The 20994-nt window shown below is 71.6% G+C and carries 18 protein-coding genes; 11 read left to right on the forward strand and 7 right to left on the reverse strand.

The window, feature by feature from the left end; translation table 11 throughout:
- Window positions 1–114: 114 nt before the first annotated feature.
- Together ACGFIO_RS05960 and ACGFIO_RS05965 are read left to right on the forward strand one after the other, a co-directional pair.
- Window positions 115–1101 carry a glutathione S-transferase family protein gene (locus ACGFIO_RS05960; RefSeq protein ID WP_392822661.1) on the forward strand — a complete coding sequence of 329 codons (987 nt, stop codon included), beginning with the start codon at window positions 115–117 and terminating at the stop codon, window positions 1099–1101.
- A gap of 70 nt (window positions 1102–1171) precedes the next feature.
- Window positions 1172–2575, forward strand: a complete 1404-nt coding sequence (locus ACGFIO_RS05965) for an AAA family ATPase (protein ID WP_392822664.1) — start codon at window positions 1172–1174, stop codon at window positions 2573–2575.
- A 140-nt stretch (window positions 2576–2715) separates the two neighbouring features.
- Here ACGFIO_RS05965 and ACGFIO_RS05970 read toward each other — a convergent pair whose 3' ends face one another.
- A complete protein-coding gene (locus tag ACGFIO_RS05970) occupies window positions 2716–3360 on the reverse strand; it encodes an NAD-dependent epimerase/dehydratase family protein (protein ID WP_392822666.1) in 645 nt (214 codons plus the stop codon).
- Between the two features lie 96 nt (window positions 3361–3456).
- Here ACGFIO_RS05970 and ACGFIO_RS05975 point away from each other — a divergent pair, with 96 nt between their 5' ends.
- The 7 genes from ACGFIO_RS05975 to ACGFIO_RS06005 all read left to right on the forward strand — a co-directional run bounded on the left by ACGFIO_RS05975 (window position 3457) and on the right by ACGFIO_RS06005 (window position 13018).
- Window positions 3457–6396, forward strand: coding sequence for an SWIM zinc finger family protein (locus tag ACGFIO_RS05975; protein ID WP_392822668.1), 2940 nt, complete (start codon window positions 3457–3459; stop codon window positions 6394–6396).
- On the forward strand, window positions 6393–6560 hold the full coding sequence (locus ACGFIO_RS05980; protein WP_392822671.1) for a hypothetical protein: 168 nt from the start codon (window positions 6393–6395) through the stop codon (window positions 6558–6560). The genes ACGFIO_RS05975 and ACGFIO_RS05980 overlap by 4 nt, the downstream gene beginning before the upstream one ends.
- The gene (locus ACGFIO_RS05985) at window positions 6557–7618 is read left to right on the forward strand and encodes an AAA family ATPase (protein WP_392822673.1); all 1062 of its coding nucleotides are present in this window, start codon (window positions 6557–6559) and stop codon (window positions 7616–7618) included. The genes ACGFIO_RS05980 and ACGFIO_RS05985 overlap by 4 nt, the downstream gene beginning before the upstream one ends.
- Window positions 7611–9776: a DUF5682 family protein gene (locus tag ACGFIO_RS05990; RefSeq protein WP_392822675.1), complete on the forward strand. Its 2166-nt coding sequence runs from the start codon at window positions 7611–7613 to the stop codon at window positions 9774–9776. Before ACGFIO_RS05985 ends, ACGFIO_RS05990 begins: the two co-directional genes overlap by 8 nt.
- Window positions 9777–9902: 126 nt before the next feature.
- On the forward strand, window positions 9903–11084 hold the full coding sequence (locus ACGFIO_RS05995) for a VWA domain-containing protein (protein WP_392822677.1): 1182 nt from the start codon (window positions 9903–9905) through the stop codon (window positions 11082–11084).
- Window positions 11085–11462: 378 nt separating this feature from the next.
- Window positions 11463–12227, forward strand: a complete 765-nt coding sequence (locus ACGFIO_RS06000) for a class I SAM-dependent methyltransferase (protein WP_392822680.1) — start codon at window positions 11463–11465, stop codon at window positions 12225–12227.
- A 353-nt stretch (window positions 12228–12580) separates the two neighbouring features.
- Window positions 12581–13018, forward strand: coding sequence for a nitroreductase family deazaflavin-dependent oxidoreductase (locus tag ACGFIO_RS06005; RefSeq protein ID WP_392822681.1), 438 nt, complete (start codon window positions 12581–12583; stop codon window positions 13016–13018).
- A 43-nt stretch (window positions 13019–13061) separates the two neighbouring features.
- Here the strand turns inward: ACGFIO_RS06005 and ACGFIO_RS06010 are convergent, their stop codons facing one another.
- Genes ACGFIO_RS06010 through ACGFIO_RS06025 form a run of 4 tightly spaced genes read right to left on the reverse strand, consistent with a single transcriptional unit; the run spans window position 13062 to window position 17018 of the window.
- Window positions 13062–13874 (reverse strand): ABC transporter ATP-binding protein, encoded by an 813-nt coding sequence (locus ACGFIO_RS06010; protein ID WP_392822683.1) that lies wholly within the window; start codon window positions 13872–13874, stop codon window positions 13062–13064.
- Window positions 13871–14935, reverse strand: coding sequence for a FecCD family ABC transporter permease (locus tag ACGFIO_RS06015; protein ID WP_392822685.1), 1065 nt, complete (start codon window positions 14933–14935; stop codon window positions 13871–13873). The genes ACGFIO_RS06010 and ACGFIO_RS06015 overlap by 4 nt, the downstream gene beginning before the upstream one ends.
- Window positions 14932–16008, reverse strand: a complete 1077-nt coding sequence (locus ACGFIO_RS06020) for an iron chelate uptake ABC transporter family permease subunit (protein WP_392822687.1) — start codon at window positions 16006–16008, stop codon at window positions 14932–14934. Before ACGFIO_RS06020 ends, ACGFIO_RS06015 begins: the two co-directional genes overlap by 4 nt.
- The gene (locus ACGFIO_RS06025; protein WP_392822690.1) at window positions 16005–17018 is read right to left on the reverse strand and encodes an ABC transporter substrate-binding protein; all 1014 of its coding nucleotides are present in this window, start codon (window positions 17016–17018) and stop codon (window positions 16005–16007) included. Before ACGFIO_RS06025 ends, ACGFIO_RS06020 begins: the two co-directional genes overlap by 4 nt.
- A 177-nt stretch (window positions 17019–17195) precedes the next feature.
- Here ACGFIO_RS06025 and ACGFIO_RS06030 point away from each other — a divergent pair, with 177 nt between their 5' ends.
- Complete coding sequence (locus tag ACGFIO_RS06030; RefSeq protein WP_392822692.1) at window positions 17196–18341, forward strand: DUF5925 domain-containing protein; 1146 nt, start codon at window positions 17196–17198, stop codon at window positions 18339–18341.
- A gap of 32 nt (window positions 18342–18373) precedes the next feature.
- Here ACGFIO_RS06030 and ACGFIO_RS06035 read toward each other — a convergent pair whose 3' ends face one another.
- Window positions 18374–19084 carry an ABC transporter permease gene (locus ACGFIO_RS06035; protein ID WP_392822693.1) on the reverse strand — a complete coding sequence of 237 codons (711 nt, stop codon included), beginning with the start codon at window positions 19082–19084 and terminating at the stop codon, window positions 18374–18376.
- Window positions 19081–19770: an ABC transporter ATP-binding protein gene (locus ACGFIO_RS06040; protein ID WP_392822695.1), complete on the reverse strand. Its 690-nt coding sequence runs from the start codon at window positions 19768–19770 to the stop codon at window positions 19081–19083. Before ACGFIO_RS06040 ends, ACGFIO_RS06035 begins: the two co-directional genes overlap by 4 nt.
- Window positions 19771–19878: 108 nt before the next feature.
- Between ACGFIO_RS06040 and ACGFIO_RS06045 the strand changes: the two genes are divergently transcribed.
- Window positions 19879–20994, forward strand: a complete 1116-nt coding sequence (locus ACGFIO_RS06045) for a sensor histidine kinase (RefSeq protein WP_392822698.1) — start codon at window positions 19879–19881, stop codon at window positions 20992–20994.

A 20994-nucleotide genomic window follows, 5' to 3' on the forward strand; every position in this document is an offset into this window, starting at 1 on the left:
GCCCTTCCGGGTCCGTGCGCGCAAGCCCCAAACCCAAATCGGGAGGATTCCGGGTGGGGCGGAGCGGGCATCAAACGGGCGTAGGGAGCACGGCGACGAGGCAGGATGGCGAGTATGGCGACGCAGGGTGAGTTCAAGCGGGACATGAACTACATCACCACCCGGATCACCGCGGACGGGCGAGACGGCTACCCGGTCGAGCCGGGCCGGTACCGGCTGATCGCCGCGCGGGCCTGCCCGTGGGCCAACCGGGCGATCATCGTGCGCCGCCTGCTCGGCCTGGAGGAGGTGCTCAGCATGGGCGTCGCCGGGCCGACGCACGACGAGCGCAGCTGGACCTTCGACCTCGATCCGGGCGGACGCGACCCAGTGCTGGGCATCGAACGGCTGCAGGAGGCCTTCCTCAAGCGGGACCCGGACTACCCCAAGGGCATCACCGTGCCGGCCATCGTGGACATCCCGACCGGCGAGGTGGTGACCAACGACTTCGCCCAGATGACCATCGACCTGTCGCTGGAATGGACGAAATACCACCGTGAGGGCGCGCCGCAACTGTATCCGGAACATCTGCGCGCGGAGATCGACGAGGTCAACGACGGTGTGTTCCGGGACGTCAACAACGGCGTCTACCGGGCCGGGTTCGCGTCGTCCCAGGACGCGTATGAACAAGCGTACCGGCGTCTCTTCGATCGTCTCGATCTTCTCGGGGAACGGCTGTCGAATCAGCGTTATCTGGTCGGCGACACGATCACCGAGGCCGATGTGCGGCTGTTCACCACGCTCGTGCGATTCGACACGGTGTACCACGGCCATTTCAAGTGCAACCGGCAGAAGCTGGCCGAGATGCCGGTGCTGTGGGCGTACGCGCGGGACCTCTTCCAAACGCCGGGATTCGGTGACACGATCGATTTCGTGGACATCAAGCGGCATTACTACGTGGTCCACACCAACATCAATCCAACGCGGATCGTGCCGGTCGGACCGGACCTGAGCGGCTGGCTCACGCCACACGGACGGGAGGCGCTGGGCGGCCGCCCGTTCGGCGACGGCACGCCACCGGGACCGCCGGGCGAACCGGTGCCGGCCGGACACGGAGCATGACTAACATCAATGTCGTGAGCATTTCGAGCGGCCCCCATGGCATGGGCCGAGACGAGTAGCCTGCCCAGTCATGATCGACGAGCCTGAGGTACGCGCGTTCGCGGCACAATTCCGTGCGTTCCTCAAGGCCATCGAGGAGTCCGTTCCGGCGCCGAAACCGACCCGGTTGCACCAGCGGCTGGCCGATCATCTGGGCGTCGATCCGACCGAGCTGCCGGTCACCACCGAGGGATTTCCCGCCTACGATCACGCCAATGTCCAGGCGGCGATGGACGCCTACCTGGCCGGTGACGAGGTGAACTCCGATCTGGTCGGCTTGATCGGCGGCGGCCGCGATCACCACAACTTCGCCGATCTGGTCAACAACGCCCGCCGGCAGGGCCAATTCGACATCGGCACGGTCGACTACACGACAGTCACGGTGGGCGTGGGCCGCGAGCGGGCGTGCGTCAGTTTCGGCCTCTATCTGATCAGCGAGGGCGACCAGCGGCTGGCCGTGCTGATGCGATTGAGCAACTATCGTGGCGGCGCGCTGGAGACCCTGGTCGAGGTGATGGCGGCCAGCACCGAGGCCGGGCAGGCGTTCCTGCACCGGATCCGGGCCGAGATCGTCAAGCACCACATCTGCCGCGGCCAGGTGCTGTCGTTCGAGCCGTGGGAGTACGGCGCCGGCATGGGCCCGCTGCGCTTCCACGAGCGGCCCAAGGTCGACGCGGCCGACGTGGTGCTCCCGGCCGGCGTGCTGGAGGCGGTGCACCGGCAGATCCTGGGCGTGGCCGAGCATCGGGAGCGGCTGCTCGCGGCCGGCCACCACCTGAAACGCGGCGTGGTCCTGTACGGGCCGCCCGGCACCGGCAAGACGCACACGGTGCGGCATCTGATCGGCGCGCAGCGGGACGCCACGGTGATCGTGCTGACCGGGCTGGGGGTGCAGTACATCCGCGAGGCGTGCAATCTGGCCCGCGTGATCCCGCCCGCTCTGATCGTGCTCGAGGACGTCGACCTGGTCGCCGAGGAACGGACCGTGTCGTACAGCAATCCCCTGCTCTTCCAGCTGCTCAACGAGATGGACGGGGTAGCCGGGGACGCCGACATCGCCTTCCTGCTCACCACCAACCGCCTCGACCTGGTCGAGCCGGCCCTGGCCCAGCGGCCCGGGCGGGTCGACCTGGTCGTCGAGGTGCCGCTGCCGGACGCGGCGGGGCGGCGCCGGCTGCTGTCCCTGTACGGGGTGTCCGCGCACCTGGACGCCGACGAGGTGGAGTCGGTGGTGACCAAGACCGACGGCTACACCGGTTCGTTCTTCGCCGAGCTGTCCCGCCGCGCCGAGCTGCTCGCCGCCACCGCCGGGGACGTCCGCACCGGCATGAAGCACGTGACAGCGGCCCTGGACGAGCTCAGCCGCAGCCGGGAGGCCGCCGCGTCGTCGGGCCGGCCGATGCCGCCACCCGTGCCCGGCACGCCGTATGTCTAGGGCTCACCAGACGGATCACCGAGGGCTGCGGCGTGGCGCCGAGCGAGCCTCGCACTTGGACGATCCGTCAGATGCGCCCCAGGACCTGTCGCGAATTCAGTCCCGGTCGAAGCGCCCCGGAAGCGAATGCGAGACAGGCCCTACCGCAGGTCTTCGCCCTGGATGATGTGGGTGTGGAAGCCGCCGCGGGCCGCTCGCAGCATCGCCCGGGCCAGTCTGTCGCTGCTGGTGGAATACTTCGGCGCGACCCGGTCGAAGAGGCGCATCAGTGGCGCGCCGACCGCGTAACCGACCTTTGCCCACCGTGGCCTCGGCGCCGCCCCGTGGGTCGGGATGATCAGCCCCGGCCGGAACGCGTACCCGTTCGGCAGCAGCTCGATGATCTCCGCCTCGGCCCGGCCCTTGACCCGCTGCCACATCTGCCGGCCGTCGCGGTCGGTGCCCGCCCCCGATACGTAGACGAAGGTCAACTGCGGATTGAGGCCCTTGAGGGTACGCGCGGCAGCCAACGGAAAATCGTACGAGATCCGGGTGTAGTCGGCCTCGCTCATGCCGACCGACGACACGCCGAGGCAGTAGAAGCAGGCGTCGGCGCCTTTGAGGTCGTCCTCGATCGGGCTCAGGTCGGTGAAGTCGGTCAGGGGGACCTCGCGCAGCTTGGCGTGGCGGACGCCGGTCGGGCTCCGGCCGACGCTGATCACGCTGTCCACGTCCTTGGCGAGCAGGCTCTCGCGCAGCACGCCCTGCCCGACCATCCCGGTCGCTCCGAACACGATGACCTTCACCCGCAAAGTGTCGCACCCCGCTCCTGAGACCTGCCTCAAATCCGGTCCCAGAAAAGCCCCCGGAGACGAATTCGAGGCAGGTCTTAGGGTTACCGGGTGTCCATCGAACGTTGGTCGGTCGAGCAGGTCCGGGCAATCGCCCCCGACCCGGTTTCAGCGCGCGCCGGCCAAGGTCTCGGAGCGCCTTCCCAGTGGTCGGCGGCCGGCCTCTCCGACGCCGTTCTCTGGGGGATTTGCCGCACGTACCAAGTGGCCGTGGATCTCGATGGACCACGTTTCAAGTGCTCCTGCCCGAGTCGGAAAACCCCCTGCAAGCACGCCCTCGGGCTGCTGTTCCGCTGGGCAACCGTCGGAGTCCCCGATGCCGCCGCTCCGGAATGGGCGACATTCCCCGCTCGGCGCGTCAAATCAGACGCTCCCCCCGATCCGGTCGCGGCCGCGAAACGGCAGGCGGTGCGGGCCGACCGCGTCGCCGCCGGGATGAGCGAACTCGGCCGATGGCTCGACGACCAGGTACAGGCCGGGCTGGCGGCGGCCGAACGCGGCGGGTACGACCCGTTCGACGAGATGGCCGCGCGGCTGGTCGACGCGCAGGCACCGGCCGCGGCGGCCACCGTGCGCCGGCTGGGCGGCCTGGTCGGCAGCGGCCCGCACTGGGCCGATCGGGTGCTGGGCGAGATGGGCCTGCTGCGGCTGCTGGTCGACGGGCACGACCGGCTCGACGAGCTGCCATCGGGCCTGGCCGCCTCGGTACGCACCCGGATCGGCTTCCCCACCAGCACGAGCGACGTGCTGGCCGGCCCGCGGGTCACCGACCGCTGGCGGGTGCTGGGCCGGGTCGACGCCGAGGACGGCAACCTCCAGTCCCGGCGGATCTGGCTGCACGGCGCCACGACCGGCCGGTTCGCCCTGCTGCTGTCGTTCGCGGCGCCCGGGCAGAGCCTGCCGTCCGACGTCGTCCCCGGCCGCGACCTCGACGCCGACCTGTGCTTCTACCCCGGCACATGGCCGCTGCGGGCCCTGATCGCCGACCGCCGCGGCGACTTCCCGCTGTCCGCGCCGACCGGCGTACCCATCGCCGCCGCCCTGTCCGGGTGGGCCGCCGCGCTCGCCGCCGAACCGTGGCGGCCCGACGTTCCGGTGCTGCTGGCCGGGGTGCGACCAGCGGCGCCACGACCCGGCGACCAGCGTCCCCCGGACCGGGCCGGCCGCCATCGGCCGGCCGGGGACCGCCGGCCCGACGACGACTGGCTGATCGACGAGGCCGGCGACGCCCTGCCCCTGGCGGCCGGCTTCCGTCATCCGTGGTGGCTGATCGCGGCCGGCGGCGGGCGCCCGGTCACGGTGGCCGGCGAGTGGTCACCGGCCGGCCTGCGCCCGCTCGGCGTCTGGGTCGACGGCGTGTTCGTGGCCGCGCCCGAGCAGACGTTCGACGGGCCCAACCGCCGCGAGCCCGAACTCCCGCCCGACCTGCTGGCGGCCGCGCTCGTCGGCACGGCCCGGCGACCGTGGACCCCGGCCCCCGTGGCCGTCGGTGGCCGGTCCCTCGACCTGCCGGCGGGCAGCCTGCTGGAGGCGGCCGGCAGCGCGCTCGTCTACCGCCGCGCGGGTGTGCGCCCCGGCGCCGGGCACCGTCCGATCGAGGCGGCGCCGGCCGAGACCCAGCCCGCCCTGCCGTGGGCGGCCGGTGAGCGGCTACGCCGGATCCTCACCCTCGGCGAGGCGCCGTTCGGGTCCACGGCCACGCCCATCTACCTGGCCGAGTGGCTGCGGCTGGCCCAGGCGCGGGGCGGCCGGGCCCCCGGTGGCCGGCTGCCCGGCCTGCTCGACCAGGCCACCACCCACGAGGACCTGCGGGCGGCGGTAGCGACGGTGGCCGGGGCGCGCGGCCGGTGGCTGGCCGGTATGCGCGACAAGTGGGAGTGGCTGCTGCCCGCGAAACCGTCGTCCTGGGACACCGGAACGGCCGACGAGCGGGTGGCGCTGCTGCACGCCACCCGGCTGCGTGACCCCGACGCGGGGCGGCGGCTGATCGAGTCGACCTGGGAGGCGGACCCGGCCTCGGATCGCGCCCGCTTCCTGGCCGAGCTGGGCCACGGGCTGTCCCTCGCCGACGCCACGCTGCTCGAACGCTCTCTCGACGACCGCAACGGCGCCGTGCGTAACGCCGGGCTGGAGCTGCTGCGGGCTCTGCCCGGGTCGGCCTGGGCGGGTCGGATGGCGGCCCGGGCCAGGGCCGCGGTACGGCTGGAGCGACGCGTGATCGGCCGGGACCGGCTGGTCGTCACGCCGCCCGAGGAGTTGGACGCGGTGATGCGACGCGACGGCCTCACACCGTCGTCCGGGTCCGGCGCGCGATCTTCGTCTTCGGGCGGCGGCCCACCTTTCGGCGGCGGCCCGGCTTCGGGCGGCGTGGGTGGCGGGCGGCGGACGGGTGGGGCCGGCGCTCATCGGCTGGAGGAGATCGTGGCCGGGACGCCGCTCGTGGTGTGGGCGGAGTATGCGAAGAGTCCCGCCGCGATGATCGAGCTTGCTCGGGGCGACGACTTCGAGGACTCGCTGGTGCACGGGTGGGCGCGGGCGGCGATCGACCAGCGCGACGCGGCCTGGGCGTCGGCGCTGGTGTTGAACGACAACGGCGGCGAAGGGCCGGCGCTGCGGCACATCGTCCGGTGGGACCTGCACGGGGTGCTGCCCGCCACGCACCTGACCCGGATCGTGCTCGACTATCTGGTGCGGCGCGACTATCAGGTCAGCCGCCTGCTCACCCAGCTGACCGGCGAGTGGACGGACGAACTCGCCACCGTGGTCCTGACCGCGTTGCGCCACGGGGTGCGCTCCGACCAGGACGCCTGGCTGGTCCACGAGCTGTGCCCGCCCGCGATCGGCGGCCTGCCGACCCGGTACGCGCCCCGCGTCGCCCAGCTGGCCGAGGAACTCGACCACGAACTGGGCCCGACCGTCCGTACCCGCCCGATCGCCGAGTTGGCCGCCGCGCTCGCCTTCCGCCAGGAAATGCACCAGGAGTTCGGATGACCGCCGACCTCACCCCCACCGCCCCGCGCCTCGCCGCCGCCACCACTTCGTCCCCCGCCGCGCCCTCGGTCGCCGACGCCCCTGCATCCGCCGCCGCGACCACCGCCGCGCCCATTGCCGCCCCCTCGTTTGCCGCCGTCCTGATCGATCTGGAGTTCCTGTGACAGTTCTTCGTCCGCACGCCGAGGATCAGTACGCCGACGAGTTGGCCGCGCTGGCCGCCGTCGACGACCGGCCGCGACCGCCGGGCTGGCGGCTGTCACCGCACGCGGTGGTGACCTACCTGCTCGGCGACGGTGCCAAGATCACGCCGAAGTACGTCGGACCGCGGCGGCTGCTCGAGGTGGCGGTGTCCACGCTGGTCACCGACCGCGCGCTGCTGCTTCTGGGCGTACCCGGAACCGCCAAGACCTGGGTCTCCGAACACCTCGCGGCGGCCATCTCCGGCGATTCGAAACTGCTCGTGCAGGGCACCGCCGGAACGGCCGAGGAGGCGATCCGATACGGGTGGAACTACGCGCGCCTGCTGGCCGACGGGCCGAGCGACGCCGCCCTGGTGCCCAGCCCGGTGATGCGGGCCATGCGGACCGGCGCCATCGCCCGCATCGAGGAACTCACCCGGATGCCGTCCGACGTGCAGGACGCGCTGATCACCGTGCTCAGCGAGAAGGTGCTGCCGGTCCCCGAGCTGAACACCGAGGTGGCCGCCGAGCGCGGCTTCAACCTGATCGCCACCGCGAACGACCGTGACCGCGGCGTCAACGACCTGTCCAGCGCGCTCCGCCGCCGGTTCAACACGGTGGTGCTGCCGCTGCCCGCGTCGGCCGACGACGAGGTGGACATCGTCGCGCGGCGGGTGGCCCAGCTCGGCCGGTCGCTCGACCTGCCCGAGGTGCCGGCCGCGATGGAGGAGATCCGGCGGGTGGTCACGGTCTTCCGGGAGCTGCGGGCGGGGCTGACCGAGGATGGGCGTACGAAGCTGAAGTCGCCGACCGGCACGCTGTCCACCGCCGAGGCGATCTCGGTGATCACCAACGGGATGGCGTTGTCGGCCCACTTCGGAGACGGCCGGCTGCGCCCGGGCGACGTGGCCGCCGGCATCGTCGGCGCGGTGATCAGGGACCCGGTCTCCGACGACGTGGTCTGGCGCGAATACCTGGAGACGGTCGTCCGGGAGCGGGACGGGTGGCGGGACTTCTACCGCGCGGCGCGCGATGCCTGAGCAGCACTACGGGATCCGCCACCACGGGCCGGGTTCGGCGCGGGCGGTGGTCGCCTCGCTGGAGAGCCAGCGGCCGTCGATAGTGCTGATCGAAGGGCCGCCGGAGGCCGACGAGCTGGTCCGGTGGGTGGCCGACGAAGGGTTGCAGCCACCGGTGGCGCTGCTCGGCTACGCGGCCGAGGATCCGCGGCGGTCGGCGTTCTGGCCGTTCGCCGTGTTCTCCCCGGAGTGGCAGGCGCTGCGGTGGGCGGTTGCTTCCGGCGTACCCGTGCGATTCTTTGATCTGCCTTTCAGTTATCGGTTTTCGGCGCCGGTTCAGGCCGACAAGTCGGTCCGGCCGGTCGACCCGATCGGGGAGCTGGCCGCCGCGGCCGGGTACGACGACCCCGAGCGCTGGTGGGAGGACGTCGTCGAACACCGCGGGATGCCGGCGTTCGAGGCGATCGGCGAGGCGATGGGCGCGATCCGCGAGGCGTCGCCGGAAGATCCGGAAGACCTGGTGCGCGAGGCCTACATGCGTACCGTCCTGCGTGAGGTGCGCAAGGAGCACGACGACATCGCCGTGGTGTGCGGCGCCTGGCATGTCCCGGCGCTCAGCCTCAACGCGACCATCAAGGACGATCAGGCGCTGCTCAAGGGGCGGCGCAAGAGCAAGGTCACCTTCACCTGGGTGCCGTGGACGTACGGGCGGCTGGCGTCGTGGTCCGGCTACGGCGCCGGGGTCCGCTCGCCCGGCTGGTACCACCACCTGTTCAGCAGCACGTCCGACGTGGTGCCGCGCTGGCTGGTGGACGCGGCCGGGGTGCTGCGGGCCGAAGGGGTGCCGACCTCGTCGTCGCATGTGATCGAGGCGACCCGGCTGGCCGAGGCGCTGGCGTCGCTGCGGGGGCGACCGCTGGCCGGGCTGGCCGAGGTGACCGAGGCGGCCGAGTCGGTGATGTGCGACGGAGAGCGGCTGCGGGCCGAGCTGATCGACCGGAAGCTGGTCGTCGGCGAACGGCTCGGCGCGGTGCCCGAGGAGATGCCGTCCGTACCCCTGGCCAAGGATCTCGCCGCGCAGCAGCGTGGGTTGCGCCTCAAACCGGAGGCGGCGCAGCGTGCGCTCGACCTCGACCTGCGCCGGGACATCGACCTCAACCGGAGCCGGCTGCTGCACCGGCTGCGGCTCCTGGACGTGCCGTGGGGACAGCCGCAGTCCGGGCGGCAGAGCACCGGCACGTTCCGGGAGGGCTGGCGGTTGCAGTGGCAGCCGGAGTTCGCGGTCAGCCTGGTCGAGGGCAGCATGTGGGGCACCACGGTCGCGGCCGCGGCCACCGCCCGGGTCACCGACCGCGCCCGTTCCGCCGCCACCCTGGCCGACGTCACCGCGCTGGTCGAGGCGTGCCTGCTCGGCGACCTGAAGGAGGCGTACCCGCCGGTCCTGACCGCTCTCGACGCCCGGGCCGCGGAGGACGCCGACGTCACCCACCTGATGGCCGCGCTGCCCGCGCTGGCCCGCACGGTCCGCTACGGCGACGTCCGCCGCAGCGACGTGGCCGGCCTGTCCACCGTGACGACGAGCCTGCTCGGCCGGGTCTGCGCCGGCCTTCCCGCCGCCGCCGGTTCCCTCTCCGACGAGGCCGCGAAGGACCTGCGCAAACACATCGACGGCGTGCACGCGGCGATCGCCCTGCTCGACTCCCCGCCGCTCCGCGACCGCTGGCTGGCCGCGCTGACCTCGGTGGCCGGGCGGGCCGACCTGCACGGGCTGCTCGCCGGGCGCCTCACCCGGCTGCTCATGGACGCCGGCCGCCTCGAACCGTCGGAAGTCCGGCGGCGGCTGCGGCTCCCGCTGACCGTGGGTACGCCGCCGGCGCACGCGGCGGCCTGGGTGGAGGGGTTCCTGTCCGGGGGCGGGTTGCTGCTCGTTCACGACGATCAGCTGCTGGAGTTGCTGGACGAATGGCTGGCGGACATTGGGGAGTCGTCGTTCGATCAGGTGCTGCCGCTGTTGCGGAGGACGTTCGGGGGGTTCGCGGTTGGGGAGCGGAGGGCGATCGCGGACCGGATCGCGCATGGGCGGGGTGCGTCCGGGGGTGCGGAGGTGGTGCTCGACCATGACCGGGCCGCCCAGGTGCTGCCCACGCTGGCCGCACTGATCGGCCGGCCGTCCACATGACATCCCGCCTGTGGACAGCCACGTGTTCCTGTCGTAACCAGCGCCTATAGTCCGACCCACCCAAGTGCCGGGGTGGGGGGTGGCGGCGGGGGCCGCACAAGATCAAAATTATGGAAAGCAGAAGCGATGACCGAGCAGGACGACAGCGCCCGCGGTGAGCGGCAGCGACGGTGGCGGCTCGTCCTGGGCGGGCCCGCCGACGAGGCGCTGGGCGAGGCCGGCGGCCGCGACGGGCAGATGGACGCCGCCCTGGCCGCGCTCTACGACGACGACTCGGCCGCGGGCGACGACCCCGGCGGCTGGCGCCGTGCCGCCGGGCTAAGCGGTTCGGCTCCTCGGGTGGCCCGGTGGCTCGGCGACATCCGCGAGTTCTTCCCGAGCACCGTCGTGCAGGTGATGCAGGCCGACGCCATCGAGCGGCTCGACCTGCACCGGCTGCTCATGGAGCCCGAGATGCTGCAGGCCGTCGAGCCCGACGTGCACCTGGTCGGCACGCTGCTCTCACTCAACCGCGTGATGCCCGACCAGGCCAAGGCCGCGGCGCGCCAGGTCGTGCGTACCGTGGTCGACGATCTGGAGAAGCGCATCGCGCAACAGACCCGCGCGGCCGTGACCGGCGCCCTGAACCGCGCGTCACGCACCAGCCGGCCGCGCCACGCGGACATCGACTGGGAGCGCACCATCCGCGCGAACCTCAAGCATTACCAGGCCGCGCAGCGGACCGTGATCCCCGAGCGCCTGATCGGGTACGGGCGCCGCTCCCACGCCGTGCAACGCGACGTCATCCTCTGCATCGACCAGTCCGGCTCGATGGCGTCGTCGGTGGTCTTCGCCGGGGTGTTCGCCGCGGTCCTGGCGTCGATCCACTCGCTGCGCACGTCTCTCGTGGTGTTCGACACGTCCGTGGTCGACCTGACCGATCAGCTGAGCGATCCGGTCGAGGTCCTTTTCGGTACGCAGCTAGGCGGCGGCACCGACATCAACCGCGCGATCGGGTACGCCCAGCAGCTGATCACCCGCCCCCGCGACAGCATCTTCGTGCTGATCAGCGACCTGTACGAGGGCGGCGTCCGGCACCAGATGCTCCGCCGCGTGGCCGAGATGACCGCCGCCGGCGTGCAGGTGGTGGTCCTGCTGGCATTGTCGGACGAGGGCGCACCCTCCTACGACCGCGAGAACGCGTCGGCGCTGGCCGCGTTGGGGGTTCCGGCTTTCGCGTGTACGCCGGACGCTTTCCCGGAACTGATGGCAGCAGCCATCCAACGCCGCGACCTGCAGACTTTCGCCCAGCGGTTCGCCGACCGCTGACCGCCCCCGTTCCCGCGCCGCCTCTTCGCCCCTCACCGCCCTTGTCCCACCGCCCCCGTCCGCTGCCCTTGCCCACCGCCCTCGTCCGCTGCCCTTGCCCACCGCCCTCGTCCGCTGCCCTTGCCCACCGCCCTCGTCCGCTGCCCTTGCCCACCGCCCTCGTCCGCTGCCCTTACCCACCGCCCCTACCCACCGCCCTCGTCCGCTGCCTTTGTCTGCTGCCTGCCGGCCACTTCAGCGACATGCTGCCGGCGCGCCTGCTGCCCCGCGCGCCTCCCCCGCCCGTGTCTCCTCCCCTCCGCGGCCTCGCGCGTCACCCCCCATCCTCTTATTGCCAAGGTATTGCAATAAGCCGCTAGCGTAACTACCGTCTGGCTTATGGGTGCTTACATCGCGAACGCCGCCGCTTGGCAGGAAAGCTTTGATCGACAGCAGGAGTCCTACCTGCCGGACCGCGAGGAACGATTGGCCGCGATGCTCGACGCGGTCGACGCGGCCACCAACGGAGAGCCCCCGCGCCTGCTCGATCTGGCCGGCGGCACCGGAACAATCTCGCTGCGCACGCTGACCCGTTTCCCCGGTGCCACGGCCACGGTCGTAGACCAGGACCCGGTGCTGCTCGCCCTGGCCCGGGCGTCACTCGGCGGCCGGGCATCGGTGGTAGCCGCCGACCTGAACGACCCCGCATGGGTGGACGCGCTCCCGCACCGCGACTTCGACGCCGTCCTCACCGCCACGGCCATGCATTGGCTGCCCGGCCCTCGCCTGACCGCCCTCTACACCGAGATCCGTGGCCTGCTGCGCACCGGCGGAATCTTCGTCAACGCCGACCAGATGCCCGACGACGGCCTGCCCACGTTCGGCAAGCGCCTGCTAGACCGCGAGGACGAGAAACGAGACGCCCGGTACGCGGCCGGCGCGGCCCTGTCCTGGTCCGCCTGGTGGTCCCACGTACGCACGGACGCTTCCTTCGCCGAGCTCATCGCCGAGCGTGACCGCATCTACCCGCCCGGCCGCAGCGGCCACACCGAGTGGCTGCCGCCCATATCGTGGCACCTCGAAGCCCTACGCAGCGCCGGCTTCAGCGAGACCGGCACCCTGTGGCGCGGCGGCCCCGACGCAGCCGTCATCGGAGTGCGCTGACCCAGAGCCCCAGTACGTCATCGCCGCGCTGCTCCCAGAACCCCGCCCGACACGGGCACGCGCTGCCCCAGAAAAGCAACCGCCATTGCCGCGCGCTGACCCAGAGCCCGGCCGACGTCACCACACGCCAAGCCAGAACCCGGCCGACGTCACCACACGCCAAGCCAGAACCCCGGCCGACGTCACCACACGCTGACTCAAAGCCTTCCCAATGTCGCCGCGCTGCCCGGAACCCCGCTGTCAGCGACGCGCGCCGAGCCAGCGCCCCGACCGTCACCTGCGCCGCCGAGCCCGATCCCCGCCCGAGCCGATCCGCGCCCACTCCGCAGACTCACGAACGTAGGGTTGACCGCATGCCGCTATCGGGTGATTACGAACCGAGCACGTCCAACTGGGCACGGAAGCAGGCGGAGGCCTATGAGTCCTCCGGCGGCACCGAGGCCGACACAATCCAGGGCATGCCGATCATCGTGCTGACCTCGGTCGGCGCGAAGAGCGGCAAGCTCCGCAAGACCGCCCTGATGCGCGTGGAGCACAACGGCGCCTACGCTGCCGTCGGCTCCCTGGGCGGCGCCCCCAAGAACCCGGTCTGGGTCCACAACCTCCGCGCCAACCCCTTGGTCGAACTCCAGGACGGCGCCGAGAAACACGACTACACGGCCCGCGAACTCCCCGAAGGCCCCGAACGAGACGAGTGGTGGAAAATCTGCGTCGAGGCCTTCCCCAACTACGCCGGCTACCAGACCAAAACCGACCGCCTCATCCCGGTGTTCGTCCTGTCCCGCGCCTAGCTCTAGCGCCCCGCTCGACCCTCGGATGCCCGTGCCGCCCCACCTACCCGGCCGGCGTTCGTGCCGACGCGCGTCTGGCTGCCCGGTCGGCCGGCACCACCAGCGGCGTGCCGGTCTGCGGGTCGGGAATCACCTCGCACTTCAGCCCGTACACGTGCTCCACGAGCTCGGCCGTGATGATCGTGGACGGCTCGCCCTGGGCGACAATCTCGCCGCCCTTCATCGCGATGAGATGGGTGGCGTAGCGCGTGGCCTGATTGAGGTCGTGCAGCACCGCGACCAGGGTGCGGCCTTCCTCGTTCAGGTCGGCGCACAGGTCGAGCAGGTCGATCTGGTAGGCGATGTCGAGGTACGTGGTGGGCTCGTCGAGCAGCAGGATGCCGGTCTGCTGGGCGAGCGCCATCGCCATCCACACGCGCTGACGCTGGCCGCCGGAGAGTTCGTCCACCGGCCGGTCGGCGAGCGGCGTCACCCCCGTAGCCTCCATGGCCAGTGCCACCTGCTCTTCGTCCTCGGGCGTCCATTGCCGCAGCAGCTTCTGGTGCGGGTACCGCCCTCGCGCCACCAGGTCGGCGACCGAGATGCCCTCGGGCGCGATCGCCGACTGAGCGAGCAGCCCGAGCCTCCGAGCGACTTCTTTCGCTCGATATGACGAGATAGCCGCGCCGTCCAGCACCACAGCACCGGCTTTCGGGGTGAGCAGCCCGGACAGCGCCCGCAGCAGCGTCGACTTGCCGCAGGCGTTGGGTCCCACGATCACGGTGAACGACCCGTCGGGGATTTCCACGGTCAGCCCGGAGGCGACCACCCGTTGGTCGTACGCGAGGGTCAGGTCCGCACCGGAGAGGCGGGTCATGAGGCTCCCTTCCGCCATTGCACACTGAGCAGCCAGGCCAGGTACGCCCCACCGACCGCGCCGGTGACTACGCCGACCGGCATCTGGGCGGGCGCGAGCAGCCGCTGCGCCACGAAGTCGCTGAGCACCATGAGCAGCGCCCCGGTGATCATCGAGGGTACGAGCGGCAACGTCGCCGACCGTGTCAACCGCTTGGTGATCTGCGGGGCGGCCAGTGCGACGAACGCGACCGGTCCTGTGGCAGCGGTCGCCACCGCGCAGATCGCGACCGCGAGCAGCACCAGGATCAACCGGCTGGGCCCGGCCTTGACGCCCAGCGCGTGGGCCGTTTCGTCGCCCATCTCGAGCAGATGCAACCGTCGGCTCATCAGCAGCAGCGGCGGGGTCAGCACGATCAGCGCCGCCCCCAGCAACTGCACGTAGGTCCAGTTCCGCCCGTTCAGCGTCCCGACCAGCCAGACCGCGGCGGACTGGGCGGCGTCCAGGCGGGCGCGGCTGATCAGGTAGCTGTTGAGCGCCACGAGCATGGCGCTCACGCCGATACCGACCAGCACTACGCGCCGGATCGCTCCGCCGCCGAGCGCTGCCAGCCCGTACACGATCAGCGCCGTTCCGACCCCGCCCACGATCGCGCCGAAGGCCGCCCCGCCGGGCCCGGCGCTGAACGCGATGATCGCGAGTACCGCGCCGGAGGCGCTGCCGGTGGTGAAGCCGACGATGTCCGGGCTGCCCAGTGGGTTGCGCGACAGGCTCTGGAAGACCGCACCGGATGCGGCCAGCGCCGCCCCCGCCAACAGGCCCAGGCACAGCCGGGGCAGCCGGAGGTCGAGCAGGACGAACCGGTCGGCGCGCCGGCCCTGCCCTGCGAACACGTCCATCATGTCGGCGAACGGGATCCGCGTGCCGACGTAGACGATGGTGACCGCGGACGCCGCCAGCACGGCGAGCACGAGCAGGGCGGTCACGCCGCTGGTGCGGAGGTCGAGCCGCAGCGCGATGCCCGCTCCGCGTAGAAGCACCCGCCCCCGCCGCGCGCCGGCCGGCTTGATCGTGGCGGTCATAGCGGCACGATCCGGCGGCGGAGGATCACGGCCAGGAAGATCGGCGCCCCGATGAAGGCTGTGACCAGGCCTGCCTGCAACTCACCGGGCCGGGCGACGACGCGCCCGGCAACGTCGGCCAGGAGCAGGAGCGCGGGTGCGAGCACCAGCGAATAGGGCAGCAGCCACCGCTGGTCCGGCCCGACGAGGGCCCGGGCCAGATGGGGTACGGCCAGGCCGACGAAGGCGATCGGGCCGACCGCCGCCGTCGCGCCGCCGCAGAGCAGCGTGATCGCGATGGCGCTCAGCACCCGGGTGCGTCCTAGGTTGGCGCCGAGCGCCCGTGCGGTGTCCTCGCCGAGCGCGATCACATTGAGGGACGGCCCGAGGCCCAGCGCGAGCAGTGTTCCCGCCCCGATAAACGGCAGTACGCCGAGCACGACGTCCATGTCCCGGCCGGCCAGCCCGCCGACCACCCAGAGCCGGTAGCGGTCGAACGTCGTGACGTCCAGTAGTGCCACCGAGTTCGTGATCGCGAGCAATGCCGCTCCGACCGCGGCACCGGCCAGCGCCAGCCGCTCGGGCGAGGCGCCCGAGCGGCCACGGGTGCCGAGCAGGTAGACGATCACGAACGCCCCGGCCGCCCCGGCGAACGCGAACCAGATGTAGCCGGTCAGCGAGGCCAGGCCGAGCACCCGGATGGCGAGCACCACGGCGGCCGCGGCGCCGGCGTTGATGCCGAGGATGCCCGGGTCGGCCAGCGGGTTCCGGGTCAGCGCTTGCATGAGGGCGCCGGCCAGGCCGAGTGCGACACCGGCGGCGAGACCGAGCAGCGTACGCGGGATCCGCAGGTCTTGGATGATCGTGAGGTCGTCGGTGTGGGACGGATCGGTGACCCGCCCGTCTAGTGCGTCCCAGACCGTGCCCAGCGGGATGGCCTTGGTGCCGATGGCGATGCTCAGCGCCGCCGCCGCGACCAGAACGGCGACCGCCACGACCAGGCCGAGGCCGCGCGTGGTGAGACCGCCGCGCGCCTTGACCCGCTCCGCGGCCGGGAGATAGCCGGCCTTGACGGCCGCCGCCCTGGTGGTCATTTCAGCGCGTCCTGCACCATCGGGACGAACTTCTCCAGCGTGTACGGGGTGCTGAGCACCGAGTTGGTGGAGAACGCGTTGACCAGATCCGCATCGTCGATGATCAGCAGCCGGCCCGCCTTGGCCGCCGGGATGCTGTTGAGCACGGTGTCCTTGCGCAGCTCGGCGCCGGCACCGATGGCGAACATCACGGTCAGGTCGGCGTCCAGGAGCGCGACCCGCTCCTTGGAGACCTCGGCGTAGAACGACTGCGGCTTGAGGTTTTCGATCTTCGGCGAGTTGGTGAAGCCGAGCGCCTCCATGAACTGCACTCGCCCGTCACCACGCGTGTACGCGCCGTACTGTCCGCCGAACGCCGCCGCCACGCACACCGACTTGCCTGCGAACGTGGGGTTCGCCGCCTTGGCGTCGGCCAGCGCCTTGTCGTTGTCGGCGACCAGCTTCTCGCCGTCCGCCTTCCGCCCGAGGATCTCGGCGATCATCACCGTCTGGTCCTTGAGCGTGGTCCCGTAGGGTTGGGTTCCCTTCGGCCCGGACAGCGTGGGCGCGAGCTTCTCCAACTGGTCCCAGGTGGCCTTGACGTTGTCCGACTTGGTGAAGGTGACCAGGTCGGGCCGCAGCGCGGCGACCGCGTCAAAGTTGATCTCTGGCCCCTTGAGCACCTGCGGCTTGGCCCCGTTGAGCTTGTCCTGCGCCCACGGGCCGACGCCGACCGGCCAAGCCTGCAGCCAGTCGAGGATGCCGGTCGGCACTACACCCAGGGCGAGTAGCGCGTCGGCGTCGGCCCAGCCGAGCGAGACGACAGTTTTGGGCGCCGCCGCGAGCGTGGTCGTGCCGAACTGATGGGCGACCGACGTTGGGAACCCACCGCCGCCCGCGCCCGGCGATGCCGTGCCGCCCTGGCTGCCCGAGTCTTCGCCGCCGCCACCGCAGGCGGCGAGCAGGCCGGCAGCAGCGGCACCGACGGCCCCGAAGAGCAGCCCTCGGCGGGAAAGGTAATGGCCGGTCATGAAAGCTCCCAGTTCAAGAAGTAAGGCTTGCCTCACCTTAGCTGGAGGCCTTCTCCCTTGTGCAAGCATCTGGCCTGCACCTATGAGTGTCTGGACTGGACGGTGGTTGACGCGGGGGAATCGCTCAAAGGTGAAAACGGCTGTATTTCCGGCCGCATCGGGACGATCATGGTGGGTATGCGCACACCCCATCAGTCCGTCGACCGGCTCGGCAGCCGTCCCGTGGAGGCGGCGGTCACCCTGCCCGCTCACCACGCCCTGCCGCTGGCCGCGTCCGTCGACGACGGGGACCGCCTGGTCGACGTGGTGGACCTGCTCGCCCTCGACGCGTTCGTCACCGGGCGTGAGCCGTTCGGCCGCAGCAACTACCTCGAGAACGTCCGGGCCGACGCACCACTGAGCACCGAAGACGCCCGCCTTGTGCGGGACGCCGTCGAGGAGGACGGCCAAGGCCGCCTCTCCGTCGGCGAGGGCTGGACGCTGCACGTGACACGCTGGCGCCACAGCCGCCGGGCCCGCGTCACGGTCACCGCGATCTCCGCCGAGCTGGCCGAGTCGGTGCTGGCCGCGGCCACCGCCGGCGCGGTCGAGGAGCCGCAGCCAGCACCGGACAGCGTGCCGATCGGCTTCTGGCACTTCGGCACCCACGGCCCCCGCCGGGTGCAGCGTGAGATCGACGCCGCGCCGTGGCCCAAGATCAAGGGCAACTACGCCTCCCCGGTCGCCGACACTCTGGAGCGCCTGATGACGCTCGACGGCAGCGTGGTGAACGGCCGGCTCCTGCTGCTGCACGGCGAGCCCGGCACGGGCAAGACCACCGCGCTGCGAGCGCTGGCCCAGCAGTGGCGGTCGTGGTGCCAGGTCGACTGCGTCCTGGACCCGGAGCGCCTGTTCAGCGACCCCGCCTACCTGATGAGCGTCGCCCTCGGCACCGGCGACGACGACGAGCCCCGCTGGCGCCTGCTCATGCTGGAGGACTGCGACGAACTGGTCAGCGGCGAGGCGAAGGCCAGCGCCGGCCAGTCGTTGTCCCGCCTGCTCAACCTGACCGACGGCCTGCTCGGCCAGGGCCGCAATGCGCTGATCGCCATCACCACGAACGAGGACCTGGCCTCGCTGCACCCGGCCGTAGTACGCCCCGGACGCTGCCTGGCCAGCATCGAGGTCGGCCGGCTCCCCTACACCGAGGCAGTCCGCTGGCTCGGCACCTCGACGGGCATCAGCCCGGACGGCGCGACGCTGGCCGAGCTTTACGCCCTCCGCACCGGCGCCCAGCCCGTTACCGTGCCGACCACAACGCCCGCCACGGGCATGTATCTCTGACATCTCCGCACCTCCCCTCGATCACGTCGCGGTCACACTGTGCGCGGGTCCCAGCGGAAGAACCGCGATGCCAGCGCCGCCACCGCCGTGGTCACCGCGATGACCGCGACGTCGCGCCAGCCGTCGAGCCACCCGGCGTCCGTCTGCCAGGCCAGACGGACCAACTCCGTCAGTGCACCCCCGGGTAGCAGGAACGCCCACGAGCCGCCGTTCAAGGCCCAGAATCCGCCGCCGAAGAGCGCGAGGAATCCAGGAACGGCTGTCAGCTGAGCCAGCTCCGGAGCAGGGGTCACCACGGCCGTCGCTACCGCCAGCGGCACCGCGAACACGAGGCCCAACACGACCGCGACAACGAGCGGCCACCACCGGGCCGGCGGATCCAGCCCGGCCGCCATCGTCACCCCGATCAGCAGAGCGGTCTGCACCACCCCGAGCAGCATGAGCGGGACCATCAGACCGGCCCACGCACCGGCCGGGGTCAGCGCGCTCTCCCGCAACCGCTTGAGCACCCGTTCCTGCCTCCGCGCGGCTAGCATGGTCACCGCCTGCAGGTAGGGCGTGCAGGCCAGCAACAGCAGCGCCTGCATCGCGACCGCGTCCACGGTCAGGCCTGTCGGCGAGTCACGCGCCAGCAGCATCCAGCCGAGAGCGGCCGCGACCGGCATCACCACAGCGTTGGCCAAGGCGAGTGGGCTACGTCGCAGCAGCACGAGCTCGGCACGGGCCAGTACCGGCCAGATCATCGCTCCTCCCCCATCGACCCGTCGCCCGCCAGCGCCGCGCGGAAGGCCTCCGCCGCGTCGCCGCTCCCCGACCGTGCGACCTGTCCCTCGTGCAGGACCACGAACCGATCCGCGTATTGCGACGCCTCCTCCAGGTAGTGCGTGGTCACCAGCACGGTGGCGCCGGCCGCCACACGGTCGCGAAGCACGTCCCACGCGGCGCCCCGGGACTCCGGGTCAAGGCCCGTGGTCGGCTCGTCGAGCACCAGCAGAGGCGGGTCACCGGACAGCGCGACCGCCAGATCGAGGCGGCGGCGCTCACCGCCGGACAGGTGCCGCACCTTGACCCTGGCCCGGCTGGCCAGATCGACCTCGGCGAGCGAGCCGGTGGCCGCGCGGCCGTTGAGCCCGGTCCACAGCCGCAGGGTCTCGGCGGCGGTCAGTCCGCCGGCGAAGCCGGAGTCCTGTGGGACCAGTCCGATCAACGGGGCGAGGACACGACGCTCACGACGCGGATCGCGGCCGAGCACCCGCACCGTGCCGGTGGCCGGTTTGAGCAGCCCGCGGATGACGTCGACCAGGGTAGTTTTGCCGGCGCCGTTGGTGCCGAGAAGGGCAACGATCTCGCCGCCGCGGACGGACAGGTTGACACCGGCCAGCGCCTCGTGGCCGGCGTAGGAGAAGCGGATCCCGCTGCACTCGATCATGTGACGAGCTTGGCCGCCGGCCGGAGGCGTCAGTAGTGACATCCTGTCATCGAATTCGATGACATTTGTCAGTACCGGCCCGGATCCGCCCGGCGGCATGATGGCCCCATGACTCGCTCCCTGCGATACCTGCGGCACTTCACCGCGGGCTCGCTGCTCTTCTGTGTGCTGGCGGTGGTGGCCCTGTCCCCCAAGCCGGCCACGGTCGTGGCATGCGCTCTCGCAGGCGTCCTCTACGTCCGAGCGCTCTACGCCCGGCCCGGGTCCTGGGTTCTCCGTCTGCTGCCGGTCGCGCTGGTCTGCGCCGTGATCGTCACGGCCCAGGGCGGTGAGCAGATCTGGCCGGCGATCGGCGTCCCCGGCGTGATCGCCTCCGCGGTCATGGCGGCCACCAACTGGCCACGTCTACCGATCGCCGGGACGGGCCTGGCACTCACCGGTGTCACCGTGGCCTTCAGCACCGGCGACTGGGCGACCGGGTTGCTCGCCGCCGGAGCGACGCTGTTGTGCGTGCTCTCGCTCATGGCCCAGTTCTGGGTGTGGGAGGTGGCTGTCCGTCTGGACTTCGAGCGGACCCGTGACGCACGGACGGCGGTGGATCGGGAACGGCAGCGCTTCGCCGCCGACCTGCACGACATCCAGGGCCACAACCTTCAGGCGATCGTGCTGAAAAGTGAACTGGCCGCGCGGCTGATCGCCACCGACCCCGAGCGGGCGGCGGCGGAGATGTGTGAAGTGCGGACGCTGGCCGACGACGCTTTGCGAGACACGCGCAGCGTCGCCCACGGCTATCGGGAGGTGTCGCTGGAGACTGAGGTGACGAACGCGATCGGGCTGTTCCGGGCCGCTGGCGTCCGCTGCCGCACCGAGTTGGTGCCGTGGGGCGAGATCGCGCCGCGTACCAGTCGTCTCCTTGCCCTGCTGGTGCGAGAGGCCACGACGAACATGCTGCGGCACAGCGCAGCCACCGACGCCGGCATCACACTCGCCACGAGCAGCGACGACGTGCGGCTGACCATCCGTAACGATCGCCCGCTCGACGGGAAGGGCGACGACGGTCACGGGCTGGCCAGCCTGGCGGAGCGGTTCGCCGCAGCGGGCGGCTGGCTGCGTTGGACGGGCGACACGGACCATTTCGAGATTGACGCAAGCCTCCCGACGCGGCGGCCGACGCCAGTTGAGCAGCGCGAGGCCGGCTCGCCGAGCCTGGGAACGACGTCATGA

This window comes from Actinoplanes sp. NPDC049265, from assembly GCF_043197135.1.
Lineage (GTDB): Bacteria > Actinomycetota > Actinomycetes > Mycobacteriales > Micromonosporaceae > Actinoplanes.